Annotated in this window: 25 protein-coding genes and 2 pseudogenes; 16 read left to right on the top strand and 11 right to left on the bottom strand. The window is 72.2% G+C overall.

Translation table 11 applies throughout. The features are described 5' to 3' along the window. Positions 1-41: 41 nt before the first annotated feature. The 5 genes from MED15_RS32275 to MED15_RS32255 all read right to left on the bottom strand — a co-directional run bounded on the left by MED15_RS32275 (position 42) and on the right by MED15_RS32255 (position 7,168). A complete protein-coding gene (locus MED15_RS32275; RefSeq protein WP_112587687.1) occupies positions 42-2,426 on the bottom strand; it encodes a tetratricopeptide repeat protein in 2,385 nt (794 codons plus the stop codon). Further along, positions 2,423-4,195, bottom strand: a complete 1,773-nt coding sequence (locus MED15_RS32270; RefSeq protein WP_112737795.1) for an ABC transporter permease — start codon at positions 4,193-4,195, stop codon at positions 2,423-2,425. The genes MED15_RS32275 and MED15_RS32270 overlap by 4 nt, the downstream gene beginning before the upstream one ends. Then, the gene (locus MED15_RS32265) at positions 4,192-5,469 is read right to left on the bottom strand and encodes a type 2 periplasmic-binding domain-containing protein (protein WP_112737793.1); all 1,278 of its coding nucleotides are present in this window, start codon (positions 5,467-5,469) and stop codon (positions 4,192-4,194) included. Before MED15_RS32265 ends, MED15_RS32270 begins: the two co-directional genes overlap by 4 nt. Next, complete coding sequence (locus MED15_RS32260) at positions 5,466-6,098, bottom strand: ATP-binding cassette domain-containing protein (protein ID WP_167457778.1); 633 nt, start codon at positions 6,096-6,098, stop codon at positions 5,466-5,468. The genes MED15_RS32265 and MED15_RS32260 overlap by 4 nt, the downstream gene beginning before the upstream one ends. Before the next feature lie 92 nt (positions 6,099-6,190). Then, positions 6,191-7,168: a helix-turn-helix transcriptional regulator gene (locus MED15_RS32255; RefSeq protein WP_112737791.1), complete on the bottom strand. Its 978-nt coding sequence runs from the start codon at positions 7,166-7,168 to the stop codon at positions 6,191-6,193. A gap of 44 nt (positions 7,169-7,212) precedes the next feature. Here MED15_RS32255 and MED15_RS32250 point away from each other — a divergent pair, with 44 nt between their 5' ends. The 4 genes from MED15_RS32250 (at position 7,213) to MED15_RS32235 (ending at position 10,666) form a co-directional block, all read left to right on the top strand. Next, complete coding sequence (locus MED15_RS32250; protein ID WP_112737789.1) at positions 7,213-7,692, top strand: hypothetical protein; 480 nt, start codon at positions 7,213-7,215, stop codon at positions 7,690-7,692. Further along, positions 7,692-8,150, top strand: a complete 459-nt coding sequence (locus MED15_RS32245; RefSeq protein ID WP_112587674.1) for a hypothetical protein — start codon at positions 7,692-7,694, stop codon at positions 8,148-8,150. Before MED15_RS32250 ends, MED15_RS32245 begins: the two co-directional genes overlap by 1 nt. A 73-nt stretch (positions 8,151-8,223) precedes the next feature. Continuing rightward, complete coding sequence (locus MED15_RS32240) at positions 8,224-9,732, top strand: flavin-containing monooxygenase (RefSeq protein WP_112737787.1); 1,509 nt, start codon at positions 8,224-8,226, stop codon at positions 9,730-9,732. A 22-nt stretch (positions 9,733-9,754) separates the two neighbouring features. Continuing rightward, positions 9,755-10,666, top strand: a complete 912-nt coding sequence (locus MED15_RS32235) for an SDR family NAD(P)-dependent oxidoreductase (RefSeq protein WP_112587671.1) — start codon at positions 9,755-9,757, stop codon at positions 10,664-10,666. A 7-nt stretch (positions 10,667-10,673) separates the two neighbouring features. Here MED15_RS32235 and MED15_RS32230 read toward each other — a convergent pair whose 3' ends face one another. After that, positions 10,674-11,855, bottom strand: coding sequence for a low temperature requirement protein A (locus tag MED15_RS32230; protein WP_208646757.1), 1,182 nt, complete (start codon positions 11,853-11,855; stop codon positions 10,674-10,676). Positions 11,856-11,879: 24 nt separating this feature from the next. Then, the gene (locus MED15_RS32225; protein WP_112587669.1) at positions 11,880-12,299 is read right to left on the bottom strand and encodes a hypothetical protein; all 420 of its coding nucleotides are present in this window, start codon (positions 12,297-12,299) and stop codon (positions 11,880-11,882) included. Between the two features lie 185 nt (positions 12,300-12,484). Between MED15_RS32225 and MED15_RS32220 the strand changes: the two genes are divergently transcribed. Together MED15_RS32220 and MED15_RS32215 are read left to right on the top strand one after the other, a co-directional pair. After that, entirely contained in the window at positions 12,485-13,573 is a 1,089-nt protein-coding gene (locus tag MED15_RS32220; RefSeq protein WP_091406553.1) for an S-(hydroxymethyl)mycothiol dehydrogenase, read from the top strand. After that, complete coding sequence (locus MED15_RS32215; protein WP_091406551.1) at positions 13,570-14,199, top strand: MBL fold metallo-hydrolase; 630 nt, start codon at positions 13,570-13,572, stop codon at positions 14,197-14,199. Before MED15_RS32220 ends, MED15_RS32215 begins: the two co-directional genes overlap by 4 nt. A gap of 98 nt (positions 14,200-14,297) precedes the next feature. On the opposite strand, the gene tsaA is transcribed toward MED15_RS32215, so the two are convergent. Continuing rightward, positions 14,298-14,726, bottom strand: a complete 429-nt coding sequence (tsaA, locus tag MED15_RS32210; protein ID WP_112676490.1) for a tRNA (N6-threonylcarbamoyladenosine(37)-N6)-methyltransferase TrmO — start codon at positions 14,724-14,726, stop codon at positions 14,298-14,300. A gap of 59 nt (positions 14,727-14,785) precedes the next feature. On the opposite strand from tsaA, the gene MED15_RS32205 reads away from it, so the two are divergent. The 3 genes and pseudogenes from MED15_RS32205 to MED15_RS34840 form a co-directional block, all read left to right on the top strand. After that, positions 14,786-15,256, top strand: coding sequence for a VOC family protein (locus MED15_RS32205; protein ID WP_112737785.1), 471 nt, complete (start codon positions 14,786-14,788; stop codon positions 15,254-15,256). A 296-nt stretch (positions 15,257-15,552) separates the two neighbouring features. Then, positions 15,553-15,745, top strand: a pseudogene (locus tag MED15_RS34845) (hypothetical protein); the annotation flags it as partial. A gap of 80 nt (positions 15,746-15,825) precedes the next feature. Next, positions 15,826-16,266, top strand: a pseudogene (locus MED15_RS34840) (hypothetical protein); the annotation flags it as partial. A gap of 66 nt (positions 16,267-16,332) precedes the next feature. Here MED15_RS34840 and MED15_RS32195 read toward each other — a convergent pair. Next, the gene (locus MED15_RS32195) at positions 16,333-17,703 is read right to left on the bottom strand and encodes an alpha/beta hydrolase family protein (RefSeq protein ID WP_112737783.1); all 1,371 of its coding nucleotides are present in this window, start codon (positions 17,701-17,703) and stop codon (positions 16,333-16,335) included. 189 nt (positions 17,704-17,892) lie between these two features. Here MED15_RS32195 and MED15_RS32190 point away from each other — a divergent pair, with 189 nt between their 5' ends. The 5 genes from MED15_RS32190 to MED15_RS32170 all read left to right on the top strand — a co-directional run bounded on the left by MED15_RS32190 (position 17,893) and on the right by MED15_RS32170 (position 22,823). Next, entirely contained in the window at positions 17,893-18,207 is a 315-nt protein-coding gene (locus MED15_RS32190; RefSeq protein WP_112587659.1) for a MazG-like family protein, read from the top strand. A 744-nt stretch (positions 18,208-18,951) separates the two neighbouring features. Then, positions 18,952-19,536 carry a hypothetical protein gene (locus MED15_RS32185; RefSeq protein WP_112737781.1) on the top strand — a complete coding sequence of 195 codons (585 nt, stop codon included), beginning with the start codon at positions 18,952-18,954 and terminating at the stop codon, positions 19,534-19,536. 481 nt (positions 19,537-20,017) lie between these two features. Then, complete coding sequence (locus tag MED15_RS32180; RefSeq protein ID WP_244220652.1) at positions 20,018-20,983, top strand: hypothetical protein; 966 nt, start codon at positions 20,018-20,020, stop codon at positions 20,981-20,983. Positions 20,984-21,130: 147 nt separating this feature from the next. Continuing rightward, a complete protein-coding gene (locus MED15_RS32175; RefSeq protein ID WP_112737779.1) occupies positions 21,131-22,105 on the top strand; it encodes a pirin family protein in 975 nt (324 codons plus the stop codon). A gap of 49 nt (positions 22,106-22,154) precedes the next feature. Further along, positions 22,155-22,823 (top strand): hypothetical protein, encoded by a 669-nt coding sequence (locus MED15_RS32170; RefSeq protein WP_112623406.1) that lies wholly within the window; start codon positions 22,155-22,157, stop codon positions 22,821-22,823. Positions 22,824-23,093: 270 nt separating this feature from the next. On the opposite strand, the gene MED15_RS32165 is transcribed toward MED15_RS32170, so the two are convergent. Beyond that, a complete protein-coding gene (locus MED15_RS32165; RefSeq protein WP_112587653.1) occupies positions 23,094-23,759 on the bottom strand; it encodes a DUF1345 domain-containing protein in 666 nt (221 codons plus the stop codon). A 42-nt stretch (positions 23,760-23,801) separates the two neighbouring features. Then, the gene (locus MED15_RS32160) at positions 23,802-24,071 is read right to left on the bottom strand and encodes a DUF2795 domain-containing protein (RefSeq protein ID WP_112587651.1); all 270 of its coding nucleotides are present in this window, start codon (positions 24,069-24,071) and stop codon (positions 23,802-23,804) included. Between the two features lie 156 nt (positions 24,072-24,227). Between MED15_RS32160 and MED15_RS32155 the strand changes: the two genes are divergently transcribed. Both MED15_RS32155 and MED15_RS32150 read left to right on the top strand, forming a co-directional pair. Continuing rightward, complete coding sequence (locus MED15_RS32155; protein ID WP_112587649.1) at positions 24,228-24,638, top strand: DUF2267 domain-containing protein; 411 nt, start codon at positions 24,228-24,230, stop codon at positions 24,636-24,638. 217 nt (positions 24,639-24,855) lie between these two features. Continuing rightward, entirely contained in the window at positions 24,856-25,881 is a 1,026-nt protein-coding gene (locus tag MED15_RS32150) for a TerC/Alx family metal homeostasis membrane protein (RefSeq protein ID WP_112698384.1), read from the top strand. The last annotated feature ends 74 nt before the right edge of the window (positions 25,882-25,955 follow it).

The raw sequence follows: 25,955 nt of genomic DNA, 5'->3' as shown, positions 1-25,955 counted from the left end.
TCCAGTCTCCCAGACCTGTGCCAGCGGCCACCGTGGGCGACCTACGTCACGCGGTCGCTGGCATCGTCTTCGAGTCGGGCGTCGGCGGCGGCCAACCCCTGGGCGTCGGCGACCTCCTCGGCCACCGCAGCCGCGTCCGCCCAGTGCCGCCGCGCGTCGGCCTGGTCACCCAGCGCGGCGCAGGCGTCACCCAGGTAGAGCAGGGTACGCGCCAGCCCGGCGGTCGGTCGGCTCTCCTCGCGCAGCCGGCGGCTCTCGGCCAACAGCTCGTACGCCGTCCGCGCCTGCCCCGGCGTGCTGTTCAGCAGCGTCGCCCCGGCGTTGAGCAGCGCCGTCGCCCGGCTGGTCGGGTCGTTGACCGATTCGTACTCGCGTAGCGCGGCCCGCCACGCCTGGGCGGCGTCCAGGTGCTCGCCGAGCGCCGCGTGCACCAGCACCAGGTTCGTCAGCGCCGCCGCGTACCCGCGCGCGTCGCCCACCGACCGGAACGTGTTGGCCGCCCGGACCAGGTGGTGGTGCGCGGTGTCCGGTTCGCCCCGGGCCAGTTGGGCCGCGCCCAGGCCCAGCTCGGTGAGGGCGTGCCCGGCCCGGTCGGCGCCGGAGCGGTGTCGGCGGGACATCTCCAGGTGCTCCACCGCGTCGTCGAGCTGCCCCAGGTCGAGCAGGGCCAGGCCGAGGTTCATCCGCGCCTGGGCGTTGCCCCGCCGCCCCCGTTCGTTGACCGCGAGGGTGAGCGCGGCCGCCGCCCCCTGCGGGTCGTGCCGGCGTCGACGCAGCACCCCCAGCTCGTTGTGCGCCCACCCGGCGATCTCCGGACGGTCGTCGGCGGTCGGGGTGGCCAGCACGGTGCGGCAGACCTGCTCCCACTCGTCGAGCCGTTCGGCGTACGCCAGCCACCCACACAGCGCCACTGCCAACCGGAACCACCACCGACGGACCCGGCGGGGCAGTGTCTCCTTCGCGCCGGCCGGCACCCGCACCACCGCCAGCAGCAGCTCCTGGTGCAGGTCGAACCAGCCGTACGGGTCGTCGTCCAGCGGCAGTGACCACTCCCGGTCCCCCGGGGAGCCGAGCACCGCCAGGTTGGCCGCGTGCCGTTCGGCCCGGCGGGCCAGGTGCCGGGTCAGTCGGGCCTGCGCGGCGACCCGGGCCCGGACCGGATCCGCGTCCCGCAGGTGCAGTCGGGCGCTGCCGGCCAGCAGGGGGCGGATCTCGTACCGGTCGCCGGGCGCGCCGACCACGAACGCCGCCGCGGCCAACCGGTCGAGCAGTGCGGTCACCAGGTCGGGGTGCCGTCCGGCCAGCGCGGCGATGGTGGGCCGGTCCACCGGGGCGGGAACCAGTGACATCAGCCGGTACAACCGTCGGGCCTGGCGGGGCAACACCCGGTAAGCGATGTCCCGTTCGGTGACCAGGCGGGCCGCCGGTGAGACGGCGAGCCGCTGGTGCGGTGGCGTCTGCACGGCGCGGCGCAGCGCGTCCAGCACGTCGGAGTGCCGCCAGCCGTGCTGAGCGGTGCGGTAACCGAGCGCGCGGACGGTACGCGGTTGCCGCCCGCACAGGTCGACGATCTCGCGTACCGCTGGATCGGTGCGCGGGTCGGCGCGACGGACCCGGGCGGCGGGCGCGGCCCCGCCCGCCGTCGCGAACAGCTCCACCGCCTCGGACGTGCCCGGTTCGGCGATCCAGTGCGCGACCACACCCTCCAGACCGACCAGCGCCGGACCACCGGCGAGCAGCAGGCGGCAGGTGCGGGCGGTGGGCGGCAACAGTGGCCGGACCTGGTCGGGACGGTCCACGTTGTCCAGCACGAGCACGATCTTGCGACCGTCGAGCTGACCGCGCAGCGCGTCGGCGGCGGCGGCGAGCGCGTCCGGCCGGCCGGAGGTCGGCGGGGCGGTGCCCAGGATCCGGGCCAGCGCGGTGAGCACCTGCCGGGCCGAGCGGGGTCGGCCGCGCCGCCGCAGGTCCAGGTAGTACTGCCCGTCGGGGAAATCCTCCCGGCACTCGTTCGCGGCCTGCACCGCGCACGCGGAGGTGCCCACCGCGCGTCGGCCCAGAACCGCCACCGCGTGCTCCCGGGCGAGGAGACCGACAAGCGCGTCGACGTGCTCCTCACGACCGGTGAACTCGGCCGTGTAGGGCAGATTGGGCGCCCCGGCGGCGGGGGTGGTGAGCACCTCCGTCGGCTCGGGGTCGACCTCCCGGCCGGCGCGGCGGCGGCGCACCTCGTACACCACGTAACCGATGACGCCGCCGGAGGCCAGGACCATGGTCACCGGCCCGAGCACGCTGGCCGCCAGTTCGGAGAGGACATTGCCGGCCAGGTTGCTGGCCACGTTGGCGAGGACGCTGCCGACCACGCCGCCGATCGCGATCAGCGCCGGCCAGCGCGAGCCGCCACGCGAACCACCCGGCCCGATCACCGCACGCCCCCGGAGACGAGCCCGGCGACCAGGTGCCGTCGCGAGAGGACCACCAGCACCACCGGCAGCACCGAGGCGAGCACCGAGCTGGCGGCCAGCGCCCCACTGTTGCTCACGAAGCTGCGGGTCTGCTCGGCCAGGAACGGCCCGAGCGGCGATGACCCCGGCCCACCGAACAGCCGCCCCACCACCAGGTCGTTCCAGACCTGGACGAACTCCAGAACGGAGACCGCCACCACCGCCGACAGGTTGTGCCGGGCCAACCGGCGCAGGGTGTGCCACCACCGACGCCCGCCCAACCGGGCGTCGCGGACCTGCTCCACCGGCAGGTCGGCGAACGCGTTGCGCAGCACCAGCACCGCGAACGGCACGCCCAGCGCGATGTGCACCAGGGCCAGGCCCTGGGCAGTGCCGGAGGAGAGCACCAGGCCCAGCACCTCGTTGACCGGCCCGGCGATGACCTGGATCGGCACGACGCTGGCCGCCAGCAGCAGCAGCCCGGTGGCCTGTGCGGCCGGTCCGGTCAACCAGGCCAACGGGTACGCGGCCAGCAGCGCGACCACCAGCACCGTGGCGGTCACCGCGGTGGCCAGCAGCAGGGTGAAGCCCAACGTGCGCCACAGCTCGGTGCCGGTGACCAGGTTGCGGTAGGACTCGCCGTTCGGCGGCGCCGACCACCAGCCTCGCGCGGCGGCGTCCACCCGGCCGTGCGCCGACGTGGCGACCAGCACCGCCAGCGGCACCAGCCAGGCGATCGCGGCACCCGCCGCGAGCAGCCGGAACACCCGCCGGGGCGGGGCGAGCGGGGCGGGCTCCGGTGCCGCCTCGACGCGCGGCGGGGGCCAGGCCTGCCGGACGAAGAGCGCGGCCACCATGATCCCGCCGATTACCGCCACCAGCCACACCACGCCGAGCGCGGCGCCGTCGCCGGTGGTGGTGGTGGTGCCCCCGGACGTCTGCCAGATCCGCAGCGCCAGCACCGAGGCCTCCTCGCGGACCGAGCCGGGGGTCATCACCAGGATCAAATCGAACGTGCGGCTGGTGCCGACCGCCACCAACGCGAAGACCACAGCGGTCGTCCGCAGTAACAGTGGCCGCCACTGCGCGTCCCACAGCACATGGCGACGCGTACCGCCGTAGGCGCGGACCGCGTCGGCGAGGCTCGGCGGCACCGCGTCCAGCGCGGACCGGAAGACCAGCACCGCCAACCCGACCCAGGCCCAGACGAACGCCGACATCAACGCGACGGTGACCATCCCCGGCCCGAGCAACTGCGGCGCGTCCTCGACCGGGCGGCCGGTCAGTCGGGTCGCGACCAGGGTGGCCAGCCCCCGGCTCGGGTCCGGGTCGTACATCAGCCGGAAGGTGACCCCGGTGACGACCAGCGGCAACGCCACCGGCACCAGGAGGATCAACCGGACCAGGCCGCCCTCCTGGGAGCGGCGGGACGCGGCGGCGAGCAGATAGCCCAGTGCCGTCACCACCGCCGGCACCAGCAGGGCCCAGAGGACCGTCCTGCCGACCACCGCGCCGGTGCCCGGGGCGGCGAGCGCGGTCCGGAAGTGCGCCGCGCCGACCCAGCGACCGTCGGTGGTGACGCTGGCGTGCATGGTCCGCAGCACCGGCCACAGCACCAGCCCGCCGAGCAGCACCGCAGCCGGCAGCAGCAGGGCCGACGTGGCCCCCGCCGCCGGATAGGCCCGACCCCGCCGGGCTGGACCGACGTCGTCGAGGACTGCCAGCTCGCCGAGGACCCGCACCTGGCTCATCGGCCGCCCCCCGCGCTGCGGGCCGCCGCGGCGAGCAGGCCGGTGGCCCGGCGGATCGCCTCACTGGCGCGGACCCCGTCGGTGACGTCGGCGAAGAAGCCCTGCATGATCCGCCAGATGCCGACCCCGTCCGAGCCGGTGAACGCGCCGGGCAGCTGGTCGGAGAGATCGAAACGCAGGGTGCCGGGCGCCCGCATCTCCTCGGCGAGACCCTGGCCGACGCGGTCCCGGTAGCTGCCGATCGCGACGTTGGTGTTGGGCGAGAGGTAGCCGCCGTCGCGCAGCCACGGCTGGAACGAGTCGGCCCTGGTGAGCCACTCGACAAGCTCGACTCCACCCCGGGCGTCGGCGAACGCCACGGCCGCGTCCCCGCCGACGATCAGGGGGCCGCCGCCCGGCTGAGCGCCCGGGAACCGGAACGTGACAGGTGCCTCCGGGCCGCGCTGGAACGGGTCGGCGACGTCGGCGGTGAAGTCGGCTCCGACGAGCATCACCGCCCGCTTCGTGTGCACCACCTGGATCACCGACTCCTCGTACTGGGTGAGCAGGGCACGACGGCCGCCGCCGACGAACGCCCCGTTGATGCTCCAGAGCCCGGCGAGCCGGTCCAGCGCCTCGCGCACCGGTCTGCCCTGCCAGTCGGCGTCCGGCCGGGCCAGGGTGTTGTAGCTCTCGGGTGCCACGTCGGCCAGCACGTTCTCGAACCAGTCGGTGAGCACCCAGCCGTCCGCGGCGCCGATGGCCAGGGGCGCCGGCCCGCCGCCGCGCCGGGCGAGCGCCCCGAGCTCCTGGGTCTGCCGGACCAGCGCGTCCCAGTTGGCCGGCTGCACGGGCAGCATCGAGGGCAGGTGCCAGACCAGCGACTTGTGCGCCGCCTTGACCCAGACGCCGTAGCGCTGGCCCTCGGCCGTCAGCAGCTCGCCCAACCCGGCGGGTACGGCGTACTCGGTGGACGCGCGCACCGGGCTCAGCCAGCCGCGCTGGGCGTACTCGGTGACCAGGCCGGGGCGCGGCAGGATCGCCACGTCCGGGCTGGTGCCGGCGAGGTGTCGGGCACGCAGGAACGCGTCGATGTCGTTGCCGGCGCTGATCACCTGCACCTGGGCGGGGTAGCCGGCGACGACCTCGCGGAATCGGTCCAGCTCACTGGTGCTCCAGACCACCGCGACCTGCACTGACCGGGTTCCGCCGGAGCAGCCAGCGGCCAGGGCGGTGGCGCCCGCGGCGGCGGCGCGCAGCAGCGTACGGCGACTCACCCGGGCGGCCGGCCTCATCGGGCCGCCTCGCTCGGCTCGGTGACCAGCTCGTGCCGCACCGGTATCTCGGCCAGGGTCGCCGGGTCGGCGGTGCAGACCAGCACCGCCACCCCCGGGGCGTCCGGCGGCGAGAGACGAGGCATCAGGTCACCGAGGCGGCTGTCGCCCGCCGAACCGGCCGGCAGGTCGACCACCATCACCTCGGGCAGGCAGGCCGCCGCTCGAGCGAGCGCCACCCGGAAGCGCTGGGCGTCGGAGATCTGGTGCGGCAGCAGGGCGAGGGAGAGCGCCAACTCCAGCCGGTCGACCACTGTGGCCGTCCAGTCGTTCGCCACCTCGTGCACCCGTTCGCGTTTGCGCTGGCCGTACTCGATGTTGCGCCGCACGGTGAGCTGCGGCAGCAGCGCGCCACCGGCGGGCACGTAGCCGATCTGCCGGCGGGGCGGGGGCAGGCTGGTGACGTCCCGGTCGCCGACGAGGACGCGACCGGTCACCGGCGGGGCCAGCCCGGCCAGCACCCGGGCGACCGCCGTGCCGAACCGGGGCGGCGCCACCAGGGCGGCGAGTGTGCCGGCGGGAACGTCCAGGGTCACCGGCCCGGTGCCGGGGACGGCGACCAGTGCGCGTAGCCGTAACGTGACCCTCACCTCCGGTGACCATTGATGACCGTCCCAGGGTGGCACACCGTGACGACAATCGACGCCCCCGACCCTTCCACTGTGGAGACGGTCGGGGCTGTTCAGGCGGGGGAGTAGAGCGCGGCGAGCCCGGCGGCAGTGGCGGCCAGCCGTTCGCGCAGCGCCACCGGGGTGAGCACCTCGACGTCGGCACCGAGGCGCAGCAGGTCACCGTGGGCGTGGGTGAGCGACTCGATGGGCAGCACCGCGGTCACCCAGCCGCGCGCGTCCGGTGGCCCGGCGCTGCTGTCCATCGCGGTCACCACCGGGTCGCTGCCGACCTCGCGCAACCGCTCCCGCCCGGCGGGGGAGAGCCGGACGTGGGCCTCGTCGCGGTGCAGCCGGGCCCGGAACTGCACCACGTGCTCCCGCCACCAGGCCGGCAGGTCGAAGTCGGCGGGTCGGTCGAACTCCTGCGCCAGCGGGGTCAACGCGAGAATCTGGTTGACCCGGTAGGTCGCCGGCGCGCCCCGGCCGGGCTGGTCGGCCACCACATACCAACGGCCACCCTTGAGCACCAGGCCGTACGGCTCCAGGACCCGGGTCACCTCGCCGTTCCAGCCCCGGTAGCGCACCTCCACGCGGTGCTGCCGCCACACCGCCTCGGCCGTGCGGGCCAGCTCGGGGGAGGCGTCGCCGTCGGCGTACCACCCGGGAGTGTCCAGGTGGAAGCGTTGTTGCAGTCGGGTCGCCCGGTCGCGCAGCGGCGCGGGCAGCGCGGCGTGCAGCTTGAGTTGCAGGGCCGCCACCACGTCGCCGTAGCCCAACTCGTCGGCGGGGCCGGGCAGCCCGGCGAGGAACAGCCGGTCGGCCTCCCCGGCGGTCAGCCCGGTCAGCCGGGTCCGCCAGCCGTCGACCAGTTGGTAGCCGCCGGTGTGCCCGGCCTCGCCGTAGAGCGGGATGCCGGCGGCGTGCAGCGACTCGACGTCCCGGTAGATGGTGCGGGGCGAGACGGCCAACCGCTCGGCGAGCTGCGCGGCGGTCAGCCGCCCGTGCGACTGGAGCAGCAGCAGGACGGAGAGAAGTCGAGAAGCCCGCACTTCACTGACACTAGTTGTCAGGGGACCCGTCCTACCGTCCCGGCATGGCATTTCGCGACAAGGATTTACGAACGCCCGGACCAGTGCTGATCGGCGGCCGGCAACTCAAGCGCTACCACATAGACCAGCCGGAGCGACCCATCGAACCCGAGGTGGAGAAGGCCGCGTACGACCTGCTGCCCGACCTCCTGGCGGACATCGTCGACGACGGCACCCCGGCCGCCGGGTGGGTGGTGCTGCACCGGGGCGCGGACACCGGTGCCTATCTGCTGGCGTACACCTGGGTGTGGGACAACGCGGTGGAGGTCCGCGTCGCCGCGGCCGGGCAGCCGGCGCTGGACTGTCCCGACGACGACCCGGCACACTTCGTCCACCTGGGCCGCCCGGCGGTGGGGTGCGTCTGGGAGTTGGCGGTTCTGGAACACGAGCGGGCCGCCTGGGTCCGGCACATGCTGCTGCCGGAGAGTCCGAATCTGATCAATTATCTGCGTGACACGCGAGCGGAAGGGCCGGTGGGCCGCTGATGGGCGACTTCGACTTCTTTGTGGGCACCTGGAACGTCGTCAACCGCCGGCTGCGCAAGCGGCTGGTCGGGTCCGACGAGTGGGAGGAATTCCCCGGGGTGTCGGTGGCGCACGGCTTCTTCGCCGGCGGCGGTCACTTCGACGAGATCACGTTCCCGACCAAGGGCTCCGCTGGCGCCACGATCCGGATCTTCGACCCGGTCCGGCAGGAGTGGTCGATCTACTGGATGAGCAGCGACACCGGTGTGCTGGGGCTCCCGCCGATGGTGGGCCGCTTCGTCGACGGGGTCGGCCACTTCTACGCCGACGACCAGCACGAGGGGCGCCCGGTCCGGTGCCGGTTCATCTGGTCGGGCATCAGCGCGACCACCGCCCGCTGGGAGCAGGCGTTCTCGGTCGACGGCGAGCAGACCTGGGAGACCAACTGGATCATGACCTTCACCCGAGCGTCCGACTAGGGGCTGTCGCGTAGTTTCCGGCCGTTCGGGTGCGGTGTTAGGGTCCGATCACCGCCCCGGATGGAGGAACGCGATGGCCTCCGACCACGTCGACGTGCTGATCATCGGCGCCGGCCTGTCCGGCATCGGTGCCGCCTGTCACCTTCGTCGTGACTGCCCCGACAAGACGTACGCGGTGCTGGAGGCGCGCGACGCCATAGGCGGCACCTGGGACCTGTTCCGCTACCCAGGCATCCGCTCCGACTCGGACATGTTCACCCTCGGCTACTCGTTCAAGCCGTGGACCGCGCCGAAGGCCATCGCCGACGGCACGACCATCCGGGAGTACGTGCGGGAGACCGCCCGGGAGTACGACGTGCCGCGGCACATCCGCTTCCGCCACCGGGTGCTGCGTGCCGAATGGGACAGCGACACCGCCCGCTGGACGGTGCACGCCCAGCGCACCGACACCGCCGAGATCGTGGTGCTGACCTGCTCGTTCCTCTTCGCCTGCGCCGGCTACTACCGCTACGACGAGGGTTACACCCCGCCCCTGCCCGGTGTCGAGGCGTACGCCGGGCGGCTGGTGCACCCGCAGCACTGGCCCGACGACCTCGACCACACCGGCAAGCGGGTGGTGGTGATCGGCAGCGGCGCCACAGCTGTCACAGTGGTGCCGGCGATGGCGCAGCGGGCAGCGCACGTGACAATGCTCCAGCGCTCACCGACGTACGTTCTGGCGCTGCCCGCCCGCGACCCCCTGGCCGACGCGTTGCGGCGTTGGCTGCCGGCGAAGGCCGCGTATCCGGTGGTGCGCTGGAAGAACGTGCTGCTGTCCACAGTCAACTTCCAGCTCAGCCGGCGTGCGCCCGGCCTGGTGAAGCGGGTGCTGCGCCGGGCCGCGCGGGGCCGGCTCCCGGTGGGGTACGACGTCGACAGGCACTTCTCGCCCCGCTACGACCCGTGGGACCAGCGGCTCTGCGTGGCACCCGACGGCGACCTGTTCACGGCGGTGCGCGACGGCACCGCGTCGGTGGTCACCGACACCATCGACACGTTCACCGCGACCGGTGTCCGACTGGCCTCCGGCGCGCAGCTGCCCGCAGACATCGTGGTCACCGCGACCGGGCTCAACCTGCTCGCCCTCGGTGGCCTGACGCTGCGGGTGGACGGCGTGGACGTCGACCTGCCGAACACCGTGGCCTACAAGGGCATGATGCTCTCCGGCGTGCCGAACTTCGCGCTGACCCTGGGCTACACCAACGCGTCGTGGACGCTCAAGGCAGACCTGGTCGCCGGCTACGTCTGCCGGCTGCTGCGGCACCTGGACCGCACCGGCCAGCAGGTCGTCACACCGCTCCCACCGCCCGACGCCGAGCGGGTGCCACTGATCGACCTGCGCTCCGGCTACGTGCTGCGCGCCGTCGACACGCTGCCCAAGCAGGGTGCGACCACGCCGTGGCGGCTGCACCAGAACTACGCCCGCGACGTGCTGTTGATGCGGCACGGTCGGCTCACCGACGAGGGGGTGCGGTTCTCGCGGGCCGGCGAGATGCCCGTGCCCGACCGCACCCGACCTCCCGTCGCGTCCGAGCGTCGGTAACCGCCAGCAGAGGAGCAGGATCGTGCAGAGGTTCGACTTCGCCGGCGCGACCGCCGTGGTCACCGGGGCGGCCAGTGGCATCGGCGCCGCGCTGGCCCACGCGTTGGCCCGCCGAGGCAGTGATCTGGTCCTGCTGGACCGTGACGCCGAGCGGCTGGACGCGGTCACCACCGCGATCCGCGCCGACCACCCGGATCGTCAGCTCGCCACGTACCTGGTGGACCTCGCCGACCAGACCGCCACCGCCCAGGTGGCCGCGGAGATCGGCCAGCGGCACCCCCGGGTACGCCTGCTGATCAACAACGCCGGCGTGGGCCTCGGCGGTCGGTTCGACCAGGTGACGTTCGACGAGTTCAGCTGGGTGATCGACGTCAACTTCCGGGCCGTGGCGCAGCTGACCCACGCGCTGCTGCCCACCCTCCGGGCCGAGCCGGGCGCGCACCTGGTCAACATATCCAGCCTGTTCGGGCTGATCGCGCCGGCCGGGCAGACCGCGTACGCGGCGAGCAAGTTCGCCGTACGCGGCTTCACCGAGGCGCTGCGCCACGAGCTGGTCGACGACGGGATCGGGGTGACCTCGGTGCACCCCGGCGGCATCCGCACCCGGATCACCGAGAACGCCCGGATCGGCAGCGGCGTCTCCCACGACGAGTACGCGGCCGGTCGGGCGCAGTTCGAGAAGCTGCTGACCATCGCGCCGGAGCGGGCCGCCGAGGTGATCCTGCGCGGCGTCGAGCGGCGTCGGGGTCGGGTGTTGATCGGCTGGTCGGCGAAGCTGCCCGACCTGCTGGCCCGGGTCATGCCGGCCTCGTACAACCGGCTCCTGGTCACCGGCCTGAACCGGGGCGTGGTCCGCCCTGCGCCGCCCGCTCCCGCCGTCCCCGCGCAACGCCCCGCCGACACCCCCGTCGACCCGGCCCGTGAGGTGGCGTGAGCGCGGCTCAGGCCGGGTCGGTCACCGTCGCGCTCGATCCCACGTCGCGGCGGCGCCACAGGATGGTCAACGCCACGAGGGCGACCAGCAGCGCCGCCATCGCGTACACCGGTGCCGGACCGAGCGGTGCGAGCAGTGCCAGCAGCGCGACGACCGGGAAGGCGACGACCACCGCGCCGTGCTGCTGCCGACGTACGTGCAGCACCCAGACGGTGAGCAGGAAGACGGCGATCGGGACGGCCACCGCGTACCCGGCGGTCCTTCCCGAGATGTGCGCCAGGTGCCGCTCGTGGTCCACCGAAACACTCAGACCCGCGCCGACCGCGGCTACCGCCGCGAAGATCAGGTAATGGCCGTAGCCCCAGACCAGCGAGTACGGCAGCCGGCCGGGCGCCTCGATGGGCCGATCGAAGTAAAGCCACCACAGGGCGAACACGATCACGGTGGCCGCCGCCGCCAGCGACCAGAGCTGGCGGTCGCCGGCATCCACCCCGGTCTGGATGGCCACCGACGTGGCCAGCACCACGTCACCGAGCACGATCAGGGTGAACAGCCCGTACCGCTCGGTGATGTGTCGCGGATGCCAGGGGGTCATGCCCGGCCGCTCGGCCACCGCCGGCACCAGCAGGTCGGCCACGATCAGCAGCAGCAACGCCGCGGTCCCCCAACTCGGCGGCAGGGCCAGCCGGAGCAGCCAACCGAGCTGGACGACGGTGACGCCGATCGCGTACCGCCGGGCTGCCTGGCGGTGCGCCGGGTCACCGGCGGCGGCCCGGCACCACTGCACCACGAGCGCGATCCGCATGACCACGTAGCCGTACGTGATGACGCTGAAATCGCCGTCGGTGAACGCCCGGGGCACTCCGGCGGCGATGATCAACGCGCCGGCGATCTGGACCAGCGTCGCGATCCGATAGAGGTCGTCGTCGGTGTCGTAGGCCGAGGCGAACCAGGTGAAGTTCATCCACGACCACCAGATCGCGAAGAAAACCGTCAGGTACCTGGTCAGCGCGTGGACGAGCTGATCCTCGGAGACGGCGTGGTGCAGGTTGGTGGCGGCCTGCGACACGGCCACCACGAAGCACAGGTCGAAGAAGAGTTCCAGCGGCGTGGCCGCCCGGTGCGGCTCGTCACGACGACGTGGCCGCATCGGCCGGTAGAACGGCCGCACCGACCGAGGCTGGCTCACCGCAGCTTCTCCGGCCGCCCGCGGTCAGCCGAGCCGACGGCCGTGGGTCAGCCCCTCCAGCACCAGGGTCAGCCCCGCGCCGACCAGCCAGACGTCCTTGGCCAGCCCCGCGCCCTGCTGGGTCGGGCGGATGCTGCCGGGCTCGCGCATCCCCGGCGTCTTCAGGTACAGCTGCACCAGACCCGCGCCGAACGCGGTCAGGCCGAGCCCGACCAGGGGCGCCGGGACGAACGGCGCGATCAACGCGGCCCCCAGGGCGATCTCCGAGTACGACAGCAGCTTGGCGAAGCGCGCCGGCTCCAACTGACCGAGCTGGGGCATGGCGGCGACCGCCATCCCGTGCAAGCCCTCCGCGGCGGTGCCCTCCAGAGTGCGCTTGCCAAGACCCGAGTTGAGAAAGTACGCGCCGATACTGACCCGCAGTGGCAGGTGCGCGGATTTCATTGTCACTCCCGTCGGCCGTTGTCGAATGCGGCCCGCGTACCCCGGACCGCCCGCGATAACCCGCCGGGCCGGCTGGGCTGGCCGTGGTGGTCGCGGTAGGTTCGCCGGGGGCCCACCGCCGAGCCCGTGGCACACCCGCCCACCCGGCGCCCGGCCCCTGCCGCAGACCACCAGCAGGAGGCGAAGTGAGCCAGGAAGTCCGGGGAGTCATCTCCCGCAGCAAGGGCGCGCCGGTCGAGGTCACCACCATCGTGGTGCCCGATCCCGGTCCCGGTGAGGCGATCGTCCGGATTCAGTCGTGCGGGGTCTGCCATACCGATCTGCACTACCGCGAGGGTGGCATCAACGACGACTACCCGTTCCTGCTCGGTCACGAGGCGGCGGGCATCGTGGAGCAGGTCGGCGAGGGCGTCACCGACGTCGCCCCGGGGGACTTCGTGGTGCTGAACTGGCGGGCGGTCTGCGGGGTGTGCCGCGCCTGCCGTCGGGGGCGGCCCTGGTACTGCTTCAACACCCACAACGCCACCCAGCGGATGACGCTCACCGACGGCACCGAACTCGCCCCGGCGCTGGGCATCGGCGCGTTCGCCGAGAAGACCCTGGTGCACGCCGGGCAGTGCACCAAGGTCGACCCGGCGGCCCGACCCGCCGCCGTGGGTCTGCTGGGCTGCGGGGTGATGGCCGGGCTGGGCGCGGCGATGAACACCGGAAACGTCACCCGGGGCGACTCGGTCGCGGTGATCGGCTGCGGGGGCGTCGGGGACGCGGCGGTCGCCGGTGCGCTCCTCGCCGGCGCCACCACGATCGTCGCGGTGGACACGGACAGCCGCAAGCTCGACTGGGCCCGCAAGTTCGGTGCCACGCACACCGTGAACGCCTCAGAGACCGACCCGGTCGAGGCCATCCGTGCCGCCACCGGTGGCTTCGGCGCCGACGTGGTGATCGACGCGGTGGGCCGACCGGAGACGTGGAAGCAGGCGTTCTACGCTCGCGACCTGGCCGGCACTGTGGTGCTGGTCGGCGTACCGACCCCGCAGATGCAGATCGAGCTGCCGCTGCTGGACGTCTTCGGACGTGGCGGCGCCCTCAAGTCCAGTTGGTACGGCGACTGCCTGCCCAGCCGGGACTTCCCGATGCTCACCGAGCTGTACCTGCAGGGCCGGCTCGACCTGGACGCGTTCGTCACCGAGGAGATCGCCCTCGACCAGGTCGAGAACGCCTTCGACCGGATGCACCACGGCGACGTGCTCCGCTCGGTGGTGGTGTTCCCGTGACCGCCCGCGTCGACCACGCGGTCACCTCGGGCACGTTCTCCCTGGACGGGCAGACCTTCGACGTGGACAACAACGTCTGGGTGATCGGTGACGACCGCGAGTGCGTCGTCCTGGACGCGCCGCACGACGTGGCGGCGATCCTCGCCCTGGTGGGCGACCGGCAGGTCCGGGCGATCCTGGCCACCCACGCCCACGACGATCATGTCCGGGTGGCGCCCGAGCTGGCCGAGGCCACCGGCGCGCCGGTGCTGCTGCACGCCGCCGACCGGGTTCTCTGGGACATGGTCCACCCGCACCTGCCGCCCAACGGCGAGCTGCACGACGGGCAGAGCATCGAGGTGGGCGGCACCACGCTGCGGGTGCTGCACACGCCCGGGCACAGCCCCGGCGCGTGCAGCTTCCACGCGCCGGAGCTGGGCGCGGTGTTCACCGGCGACACGCTCTTCGCCGGTGGCCCGGGCGCTACGGGCCGCTCGTACAGCGACTTCGACACCATCGTCCGGTCGATCCGCACCTGCCTGCTGACCCTTCCCGCAGAGACGGTCGTGCACACCGGCCACGGCGACGACACGACGATCGGCGCGGAGGCCCCGCACCTGCAGGAGTGGCTGGACCGCGGCCACTGACACCCCTGCGGGCGTCTCAGATCAGGCTGACGAGTCGGCCTGCTGACGCGCTGGCATTGGTCGACGGTCTGCTGGTGTTTTGGCGTGGTCGACGGGCTTCAGCGTTCGTCGGCCGCGCCCAGCACCGGTTTGACGTCCAGGATCGGGGTGCCGTCGAGGGCCTCCAGGTCGGCCACCTCGACGCGCAGCCCGTCCACCGCCAGGACTCGCACCCGGTGCAGCCCGATCGGGTTGGGCCGGTGCGGTGAGCGGGTGCTGAACACCCCGGTCTCCGGACGGTTCTCGTCGCCGCGTGGGTGCACCGCGAGCACGTCACGCCGGGCACGGTCCAACCAGGTCAGCACCAGCATTTCCGTGCCGACCCGCAGGTCACGCACGGCCCGCTCGACCTGCGGGTCGAAGACCAGCCACGCCGTCGGCGCGCCCTCGTCGCCCTGCCGTGGTGCGCTCGCCGCGTCGGTCAGCGACGAGGCGACCCGGCCGACCGGGTGCAGCAGGTACGCGTCGTCACTCACTGCCTCGACCATCGTCGCTCCCTCCTGGACGGTCCCAACCTAGCCCCGGTCGCGCCGCTAGGATCCCGTTCATGGCCGCCGACTCGCCCGCCCCCGCCGTCCGTCAGCTGCGCCTCGTGGTGGAGGCCACCGACCACGAGGCCGCCGTCGCGTTCTTTCGCGACGCGCTGGGCCTGCCGGAGGAGGCGGCGTTCAGCGGCGAGGGGGATGCCCGGGTGGTGATCCTGGACGCCGGACGCGCCACCCTGGAGATCGCCAACCCCGCACAGAAACGCCTGATCGATGAGGTCGAGGTGGGTCGGCAGGTCGCGCCGCGGATCCGGGTGGCCTTCGAGGTGGACGACACGGAGGCGACGACCGCCCGACTGGTGGCCGCCGGTGCGAGCGAGATCGCGCCGCCGACGCGTACGCCGTGGCAGTCACTCAACTCCCGCCTCGACGCCCCCGCCGGGCTCCAGATCACCATCTTCCAGGAGCTCCTCACTCCGGACGAGGGCGTCGGGACGCGGGATGCGGAGCCCGAAGGTGACGGCGGCAGCTGAGTCCCCATCGCCTTGCATTGCCCCTTTGCTCTGCTTACCTGTAGGCGCGCCGTCTGCCCCTAAGTTCCGAAAACACCCTGCGTCACGGCTGTCTGGCCTGATGTCGGCAGGGCCGCCATGTCCGACTCTGCGCGTGACCGGGACCGCACCGGGCTGAGCCTCGGGCAATTCCGGAATGCCCGACAGGTGAACCCGGTTGTGTCCCCCGTACCGCCGGAGCCCAAACCCTTTTCCGCGGTCATCTCCCGAGGAGCGTTCACCCCGGAGCGCTTCGCACGATCGAAAGGGCAACCATCGTGAAGGCCGACTTCACTCGATGGCTCCCCGCCATCGCTAAGGACTCGTACCGCAAGACCGCGCTGAGCGTGGCGGGTGTTGCCGCCCTCGGCGGTTTGGCGCTCGCGCCGACCGCAGCCGCCGCCCCGGTCACCTCCGGACCGCACCAGGGCGCCGTCGCCGCCATCGACCTCGCCACCGGCAAGGCCGCCACCTCGGCACGCCAGGATGAGCAGCCCGTCGAGTCGGGCCTGACCACCGGCTCCGCCACCGGCAAGCCGCCGGCCGGCAAGCCGAGTCGAGCCCAGCTGATCCCGCACGGCATCGAGGGCGCGCAGTCGCGCGTACCGCTCGACGACGCGCAGCTGGCCAACGCCCGGGCCATCGTCGACGCCGCCAAGAAGACCGGCGTCGGTGACCGGGGCGCGGTGATCGGCATCGCCACCTCGCTGCAGGAGTCGAAGCTGTACAACCTCGGCCACCTCGGCGCGTACAACGACCACGACTCGCAGGGCCTGTTCCAGCAGCGTCCGTCGTCCGGTTGGGGCACGCCCGACCAGATCACCGACCCGGAGTACGCCGCCACGGCGTTCTTCTCCGCGCTCAAGAACGTCGGCGGCTGGCAGGACCTGCCGCTGACCACCGCCGCGCAGACCGTGCAGGTCTCCGCCTTCCCGTACGCGTACGCGCAGTGGGAGGAGCAGGCGGCGGACATCGTCCAGCAGCTCTGGTGACACCCGCACACGAGACCGGCCGGCTCCCTTCGACGGGAGCCGGCCGGTTCTTCGTGTCCGCGTACCTCAGCAGGCCGGGTAGAGGCGGCGGGTACCGACCCCGGCCGCGTACGCGTCCCGGTCGCTGAACCGGCAGCCGTAGTCGGGTCGGGCCACCACCGCCGGGTCGGTCACGGTGTCGCCGGCCGGGCGCTTGCCGGTGCGTACCCAGGACACCAGGTCGTCCCAGGCGGCGCCGGCCTCCGCCGGGGTGAACTCGCAGTGCTGCGTGGCCCGGATCGCCCGCTGAACCACCAGCCTGCTGCGACCGTGCCGCGCCACGTCGGTGGCGTACGCCTGCTCCATGCTGAACGGTACGAACAGGTCGCCGAGGCCGTGCAGGCTGAGCACCGGCGCGGTCGGGCGGCCGGCGATCCGCGGCACCTCGGTCAGCGTCGGCAGGAGCCGCTGCCGCAGGTTCTCCGGGGCGACCCGCTGCACTGTCGCGTTGACGTTCACCGGGCTGTTCGGGGTGTAGCGGGTGAGCAGGTTGGTGGACAGCTGACCGGGCCGCTGGGCTGGGGAGTTGCCGCTCCCGGTGGGCACGCTGATGGAGAAGAGGAAGTCCTTCCAGACCGCGAACGCGGCGTCGGCTCCCGGACGCGGCCCGCCCGAACGGTTCACCGTGATCGCCCGCAGTTGCTTGCCCCGCTCGGTGGTGGTGTCCGGCCCGGTGGGGGTCAGCCCGGCCAGGCCGAGCTCCACCTGGATGCGGGGCACCGCGTTGGTCAGATAGTCAGCCGGCGTGGGATAGGCCGGCACCCCGGCGAGCGCCTGCGCGACCAGGTTGTAGTCCAGGTAGAAGTCGAGCAGCGTCTGATCACCGAGCACACCGCACATCGGCAACGCGCCGTCGTAGAAGCCGGGGTACTGCTCAAGTGAACGCCCGATGACGTACCCGCCCATCGACACCCCGGCGACGTACGTGTGCTGCGGCCGGCGGACCGTCCGCCCGAAGTGGTCGGCGAGATCCTTCGTCCCCAGCACCCCGGAGCGGATGTCGAAGCCGTTGCGGTCGTACGAGGACGACGCCCAGGCGTACCCCTGCTCCAGCAGGCGCTGGCGCAGCCCGAACGCCGGCGGTTCCGGCGAGAGCACAGTGCCCTGGCCGCGGTAGCCGTGCGCCCACACCACCAGGTCGCCGTTCCACCGGGCGGGGACCTCGATGATGTACCCGGCGTGGCGGTGCACGCCCTGGCGTACCGTCGTCGGCTTGCCGCCCACGACCAGCGGCGCCAACGGCGGATTCTCGATGGTGTAGCCGGGCAGCGGCTCGCCGCCCCTCGCGTCACGACCGGTGGCGCTGGCCGGCGCGGCACCGGCCAGTCCGACCGCGAGGGTCAGCGTCGCAGCGGCGGCGAGCAGGCGGCGGAGGGTACGAACGGGTGTGGACAGCATCGATGCTCCCCATCGGACGGTTGTCGCCCGGGGGCGACCAGCGGGACGGTTGCCTACCGGCCGGTAGCGTCCTGAACCTAGAACCGCCGTCGACCAGTGTCAATGGGTTCGCTGATCCGCCGGTCAACACGATTGTCCAGCCGTACCCGGTCGTTCGGGCCGGTGGACCGATCGGGTTGACTGGTCGTCGTGGACGAGTCGATCTGGGCGGCGGCCCGAGCGTCACGCGGCTGGCTGGACGCGGCGAACGGCACCGGGCAGACCGAGCTGACCTGCCGCATCCTCAAGCTCACCGAGGAGGCGGGAGAGGCCTCGGCTGCCTGGATCGGTCTGCTCGGGCAGAATCCGCGCAAGGGTGTCACCCACACCCGCGAGAACGTCGCGGCGGAGTTGGCCGACGTCGCCTTCACCGCGTTGGTGGCCATCGAAAGCCTCGGGCTGGACGCGCAGACGGCACTGGACGCCTGCGCCGAAAAGGTGCGCTCCCGCCTGACAGGCCAATAACCGCCCGTAGCGTCCGCTCACCTCCGTCCACCCTTCCCGCCGGCCAACCGGTGCGTGAACGTTGACGGCATTGGCTGTTGTGGGCCGGTCGTTTCATTCGTGATCGACTCGGGTTCCTTGATGTCGCGGTGTCCCGGAGTCCCGGATGCCCCGACTTCCGTGAACCCGAGTGGATCATCCGGCGAGGCCCGGTTCGGCCCTGCGTCGCGTGGGTTATTTGTCCGTTGGTGGGGGTTTGTGGGTGGTGACCGGGCGCACCCGCAGGCTGGAATCATGGCCGGGTCGGGGTCGTTACATACCCTGACGATCGCAGTACCACCGACCCGCCGCCCGACCCCTGGGGGCTTGTCGCGCAGGACGGAATGCCAGCCCGCGCCCGGTCGTTGCAGTCCCCACGAACGACCGCAGCACCGCCACGATGAGGGTGCCGACGGGTGGGCCAACCCCGGAATGACCCCGGCCCCCCGGTCGTTACAACCCCCAGCGAACGACCGACGGGCACCGCCACGATGAGGGTGCCGATGGATGGGCCACCCCCGGAATGACCCTGGCCCCCGGGTCGTTACACAGGGACCCGGCGCCACGAGCCCCCCGCTCGCAGGTCGCCGCCCGGCGCCCAACACGGGCGCCACCCCCCAAACTTTTTCCCCTTTGTTTGTGCAGCGCCGGACGAGGTGCTCACACCCATCACCGCCGCCCCCCTTTGGCGGTGCGGGTGTTCTACCCCCGAAGGAGCTACCCCTCATGAACACGATCTTCCGTAAGAGCATGCTGTCTGTTGCTGGTCTCGCGTTCGCCGGTGGTGTCTTCGCCGGTCCGATCGCCCACGTGGCCAACCCGGTCGACGCCAAGCCCGTCGCGGTAGCGGTGCAGGCCGACAAGCCCGACACCAGCAAGCTGATCCCGCACGGCACCGAGGGCGAGCAGTCCCGGATCACCCTGAACGACGAGCAGACCGCGAACGTGAAGGCGATCATCGCCGCGACGAAGAAGGCCGGTCTGCCGGAGCGGGCCGCGGTGATCTCGATCGCGACGAGCCTGCAGGAGTCGAAGTTGGAGAACCTGGGTCACCTGGGCGACATGAACGATCACGACTCGCTGGGCCTGTTCCAGCAGCGCCCGAGTTCGGGTTGGGGTACGCCGGAGCAGATCACGAACCCGGAGTACTCGACGACCGCGTTCCTTAAGGGTTTGAAGCAGGTTGACGGGTGGCAGGACATGCCGCTGACCGACGCCGCGCAGACCGTGCAGGTGTCGGCCTACCCGGACGCCTACGCCCAGTGGGAGCAGCAGGCCGCCGACCTGGTCGGCCAGTACTGGAACAGCTGACCCGCACCACAGCACCATCGCACTAGCACCACCGCACGACACCGACCGCTGGCCGGCACCCGCAACCCGGGGTGCCGGCCAGCGGCCTTTCTGCTCCAGCCGGTCGCTGATCGACGTTCACCATTCACCAGTCGCCGTCCTCGTTCGTTGGTCGCTGGTCGCTGCGGGGCCCTTGGCCCGTGGCTGCTGGCTGCCGGCCGCCGGCTGTGGGGCAGCCAGCTGTGGGACCGTTGGTCGCGGGGCCGTTGGTCGTTGGCCGCCGGGCTGGGGGGATGCCGCCCTTCACAGGTCCTTGGCGGAGGCAAGCGGCGTCGTCTGGTCGGTGGTTGTCTGTAGATCTTGGACAGTTTCCGTTCCGCGCGAACGGAAACTGTCCAAGATCTACGTTGGCGACGTAGCGGAGTGACGTGGTCGGCGCCGAGTGATCCGATCGGCCGGCGGGTACGTACCCCAGGACGGGGACCGGCGGAGGGACACAGGCATGGCCGCAGTGGGGTACGGCGCGGATCGCGAACCGGAGTCGGAGCCGTCCGGTGAGGCCGCACCGCGACGGTGGTCCACCGGTGCTCGCCTGCTGGTGGCCGCTGCCGCCGTCGTGTTGCTCCTGGGAGCGGTAGCGGTGGCCGTGATCGTTGCCGATCCCGACCACCTCGGCATGACCTACTCCGGCCAACCCGACGGCACTCGCCCGGACGGCACTCGCCCCGATGACGGCGGCCGTCCGGGGGGCGTCGCTGATCCGGACGCGGCTGAGGGTCGCCGCGGTGGTGCCGGTGCTGCTGCCGAGCAAACGTTGACAGCGCCGCTGGCGGGTCGGCAGGAGGGCACCTTCGTGCTCGCGGATGGGCTGTCCTCGTTCGAGCTGCGGGTGGCCGAGTTGGGCGATGACCTGTACCGGATCGGTACCCCGGCCGGCTCGGGTGTGGCGGGCAGACCGGCGGTGCGGGGGGAGACCGTGCGGCTCGACCTCGTGGAGTCCGGGACGCGCGGGCCACGGGCGGTCCGGGTGTTGCTCAACGAGCGGGTCGCCTGGCGTCTGCACCTCGTCGGCGGGGTGAGCAGTCAGGTGTTGGATCTGACCCGGGCCCGGCTGCTGGGCGTGGAGCTCGCCGGTGGTTCCAGCCGTACCGAGATTCTCCTGCCACCGATCACCCCTGCCCGCCCCGGCGACCCCACCGGCCCGCGCTCAGACCAGCCCGCCAGCATCCTGACCGTACGACTCACCGGTGGGACCAGCCAGCTCGACGTCCGGGTCCCGGGGGAGACACCGGTACGGGTTCGGGCGGGAGCCGGTGCCGGCTCGGTGGTGGTACGCGACGACCGCTGGGATGGGGTGGCCGCGGGCTCGGTGCTGGGTACGCCGGGTTGGGACCGGTCGGCGGAGCGCCTGTACCTGGACCTGGTCGCCGGTGCCAACAGCGTGCTGGTCTCCTCCAGCCACCGGTGAACCCACGCCGGGCCAGCCCGCACCGGACGCCACCCGCACCGGAAGCCACCCACGCCGGGCCAGCCCCACAGCCACGAGCTGGTGAACCCCGGCCGCCCTGGTTGGAAGCACCGCGGTCGCGAATGGGCGTGCGCGTACAGTCGGGCGGTGGAGCGTACTGAATCAATGCTGGCGCAGACCCGACCGCCTGGCGTGGCCGACGTCGATCCCGGCAGTGTGTTGTTGCCCGGCCACGACGTGCCGTTGGGTCGGTACACCACGGTGCGGCGGCTGCTTCCGCAGCGCGCCCGCCGGATGGTCGGCGCGTGGTGTTTCGTGGATCATTTCGGCCCGGACGATGTGGCGCAGCGGCCCGGTATGGAGGTGCCGCCGCACCCGCACACCGGGCTGCAGACGGTGACCTGGCTGCTCGACGGCGAGATTCTGCACCGGGACAGCCTCGGCAACGTGCAGCCGATCATGCCCGGCCAGCTGAACGTGATGACCTCCGGGAACGGTATCGCCCACTCGGAGCGCTCGCCGGCCACTCATCCGCCGGTGATGCACGGTGTGCAGCTCTGGGTGGCTCTGCCGGACCCGGCGCGGGCCGGAGCGGCCGACTTCGCGCACCACGCCGACCTGCCGCGCTGGCGGGACGGCGATCTGGACGTCACAGTGCTGGTCGGCGAGTTCGCCGGGGAGCGGTCACCGGCGGTGGTGCACACCCCGCTGGTGGGGGTGCAGCTGGAGTTGGGCGGCGAGGCGCCGGCGACGATGGCGTTGCGGCCGGATTTCGAGTACGCCGTGCTGGCGATGTCCGGGTCCGCGGAGGCGGCCGGGGTCGGGTTCGAGCCGGGGGCGCTGCTGTATCTGGGCTCGGGCCGCCGGGAGCTGACAGTGCGTGGCGGGGCCGGGGCCCGGTTGCTGCTGTTGGGCGGTACGCCGTTCGAGGAGCCGTTGGTGATGTGGTGGAACTTCGTGGGCCGGTCGCACGAGGAGATCGCCGCCGCCCGGGAGGACTGGATGGCCGGCGACGGGCGCTTCGGTGTGGTCGCCGAGGATTCGGCACCGCCGCTGCCGGCGCCCGCTCTGCCCACGACCCGCCTCAAGGCCCGCGACCGCACCGGCGGCCTGCACGGGTGACGGGCACGTGCGGCCGGTGTGACCCCCGGTGGCGCGGGTAGTCGCCGGCATGGCGACCAGTTTGATCACTCCTGTGGAGGACCGTAAACGTCTGGCGCGCCGGCTCGCCGGTAGCGGCCGGGGCTTCGCCGAGCAGTACGGGTTCCGGGTGACCAACAACCCGGCGAGCCTGTTCCAGGTGCTGTACCTGTCGGTGCTGCTGGCCCGTCGTGGTGACTTCCGGCGGGCGTTGGACGGGGCGCGGGCGGTGCGCGACGAGGGGTGGGACAGCGCGGCCCGGCTGGCGCGTTCGCTGCACGAGGACCGGGTCCGGGTGCTGCGCGCCAGCGGCCAGCGCGGTGACGTGGACGTGCTGGCCGCTGTGCTGGGTGACCTGGCTCGGACGGTGGTCGAGCGGTACCGGGGTGATCTGCGCCGGTTGCGGGCTGTGGCGCACCACGACCCGGTCCGGGAGCGGGCGCTGCTGGCCGAGCTTCCGGGCGTGGACGATCAGGTCGTCGACCTGTTTCTCCGCGAGGCGCAGGCGTTGTGGCGGGAGGTGGCCCCGGTCGCCGACCGGCGGGCGCTGGCTGCCGCGCGCCGGCTCGGGCTGGGCAGGTCGGCGGACGACCTGGCCGGCCTGGCCACTGGCGAGTCCGAGCAGTTGGCCTGGCTGGTCGGGGCGTTGGCCCGGGTCGACCTTGAGCATCGGTACGCGGAGGTGACCGGTCGGCCGTGACGTGCCCTGGCCCACACTTCCTCAAATTCTGACCAAACGGAGGATGTTCTGCCGTATGGTTGGACCCGGCAGTGCTGGCCGCTCGGTTCGGGCGGGCCTCCACCGCCTGGTGACCGCGACCGGTTCGGATGCGGTTCACCGCCTGGGCAGGCTTGCGTGGCGCCCTGGGTCGCGGTTCGTGACCAGGGGCGCCCGCCTGTCCCGGCCCTTCGATCGGCCCCGCCCCGTGTCACGCTCCGGGGGACCGCGCGGCCGGCTGAGAAGTCCCTCTCACCGCGCCAGACCCGCCAGCAGGTTCACGGTCACGGCGATGATGAACGCGCCGAACAGGTACGACACCATCGAGTGGCGCAGTACCGTACGACGCATCTCGTTGCTGGTCAGGTTGGTGTCGGAGACCTGGAACGTCGTCCCGATGGTGAACGCGACGTACGCGAAGTCGGAGTAGCGCGGCGGTTCGGGTTGGTTGAAGTTCACCCCGCCGTCCGGGCCGGTGTAGTAGATCCGGGCGTACCGGGCGGCGAACACGGTGTGCACCACGAACCAGGAGAGCACCACGCTGAGCACGCCCACGCCGCTGTGCAGCTCCCGGGCGATCCCGGGGGGCGCGCTCTGCGCGCTGGCCACCACCAACCCGACAGCCAGCAGACTGGCCAGGCAGGCGACGAGCAGCAGGACGTCCCGGATCGCCCGGTTCGGGTCCTCGTGGACGGCCAGTCGAGCGGTCCGCTCGGCGTCCATCGGCCAGATCTTGTGCCAGACCAGCACGAGCCAGCTCAGCGCGCCCACGTCCCAGCCGGCCAGCGCGGCGAGCGGCAGGGGCAGCAGCAGCGCGAAGACGCAGCCGGCGATGACGCCGACCACCGCCACCACGGCGAGCTGCTTCGCAGCCGGGAAACGCACGTCCGCTGGCCGGTCGGGGCCGGTCTGGGTCATTCGGGACGCTCCCGGGCCGGGGTGGTGGGCGCCACCGCCGGGTCAGATGCCGCGCAGGTGCTGCGAGACCCGGTTGTGCTTGTCCCGGGCCTGCTCGGCCCGCTGGGCGGGGCCGACCTCGGGCGCCGCCTCGATCCCGGCCGACCGGGCCACCTCGGTCCCGTTGGCGTAGTCGACCGGCGGCAGGGCGCGCAGCGCCTTCAACACGTCCGGCGGGGCACCCTCCCGTTCGGCCTCGCGGACCACGTCGTCCTTCTCGGCCGGGTAGTCCAGGCTCGACAGGTACTGCAGGACGTCGGCGTAGCTCGCCATGGCGTGGGCTCCCTCGGGCATCGATGTGGTGACGACCGGCGGCGGTTACCCGCCCGCCGGCCGGTCACGCCCGCCCGGCGGAGGAAACCGGCGCCGTTTCTCCTCGGCCGCCGCGGGTACCCGCAGACGCCGAACGCGAGCCCAAGGGAGTACGCGATGAACTACGACACCTTCATCGACCAGGTTTCCCAGCGCACCGCCACGTCGTCCGAGCGGGCGGTCGAGCTGACCCGGGCCGTGTTGGAGACGTTCGCCGAGCGGTTGACCGGCGGTGAGGTCCTGGACCTGGCCGCCCAGTTGCCCCAACCGCTGCAACTCGTGCTCAAACCGAGCCCGAGCACCGAGCAGGCGGACCGGTTCGGCGCGGCGGAGTTCGTCGCCCGGGTCGCGTTGCGCGCCGGTGTGCGGGAGGCCGCCGCCGAGGACGCCAGTCGGGCGGTCTTCACCACCCTGCGCGAGGCGATCACCGGCGGTGAGTTCGATGACGTGGTGACCCAACTGCCACGTGACTATCGGGGCTTGATCGAGCAGGCGATGGCCCCTGGCGCGACGTTGCGCCGCGGCTGACAGCGCTCGTACCACGCACACACAGCGGTTTACCAGGGCAACCATCGATGTCCCGCTTGGCGTGGCGATTGCGCCTGGCCTAACCTTGTCGTGCGAGGGGAGTACTTCCCACGAACCATTCCGGTCAGTACGGCGCGCCCGGCGCGCCTCGGGTGGTTGCCCACCAGGTGGTGGGTGAAGGAGACCTCGAACATGACGGTGTTCGAGGAGACCCCACATGAGCCAAGTGTCGTATCTGTCCGCCGCCAGTGACCTGTCGTCGGTGGGCACGCCCACGCTGTGGGCGGTCACCATCATCGGGGTCCTCCTGCTGCTCGTGCTGGACTTCCTGGTCACCCGTCGCCCGCACGAGGTGTCCATGCGGGAGGCCATCGGCTGGTCGGCGTTCTACATAGCGCTGCCGCTGGCGTTCGGCGGCTGGATCTGGTCCCGCTTCGGCTCCCAGCAGGGCGTTGAATACCTGACCGGTTACCTGGTGGAAAAGTCGCTCTCGGTCGACAACCTCTTCGTCTTCATGTTGCTGTTGGCGGCGTTCGCGGTGCCGGCTGTGCTCGCCCAGCGGGTGCTGCTCTACGGCATCGCCGGCGCGCTGGTGCTGCGGGCCGTCTTCATCGCCCTCGGCGCGGCGGCGTTGCAGACCCTCGACTTCGCCTTCCTGCTCTTCGCGATCATCCTCATCGCCACCGCGGTGAAGCTGCTGCGCGATGCCATGTCCGGGCATCAGCAGGAAGTCGACATCAACAAGATGCGTTCGGTGAAGCTGCTGCGCAAGGTCATGCCGGTGGTCGACGACTACCACGGCACCAAGATGACCGTCCGGCAGGGCGCGAAGCGGGCACTCACGCCGTTCGCCCTCGTGGTGGTCGCGGTGCTGGCCACCGACGTCGTCTTCGCGGTCGACTCGGTGCCGGCGGTCTACGGCATCACCGAGGACCCGTACCTGGTGTTCGCCACCAATGCGTTCGCCCTGCTCGGCCTGCGGGCGCTCTACTTCGTCCTGCACGCGGCGCTGAGCCGGCTGGTGCACCTCAGCTACGGCCTGGCCATCATCCTGGCGTTCATCGGCCTCAAGCTGGGTCTGCACTGGGCGCACGGCATCTGGGACAGCGTGCCGCAGATCCCCACCCTGGCCTCGCTGGGCGTGATCATCGGTGTGCTGGTGGTGGTCACGGTGACCAGCCTGCGCGCCACCCGGGGCGGCGACCTGCCCGAGGACCGCAAGGTCGTCGCGGAGCGGCACTGACCGCGCCGCGCCGACTGACGACGGGGTACGCGGGAAAGCTCCCGCCCCCACCGGCGCGGGTGGTACGACTGTGC

The sequence above is a fragment of the Micromonospora noduli genome, from assembly GCF_003264475.1.
Lineage (GTDB): Bacteria > Actinomycetota > Actinomycetes > Mycobacteriales > Micromonosporaceae > Micromonospora > Micromonospora noduli.
This window is presented reverse-complemented; position numbering and strand designations above follow the sequence as displayed.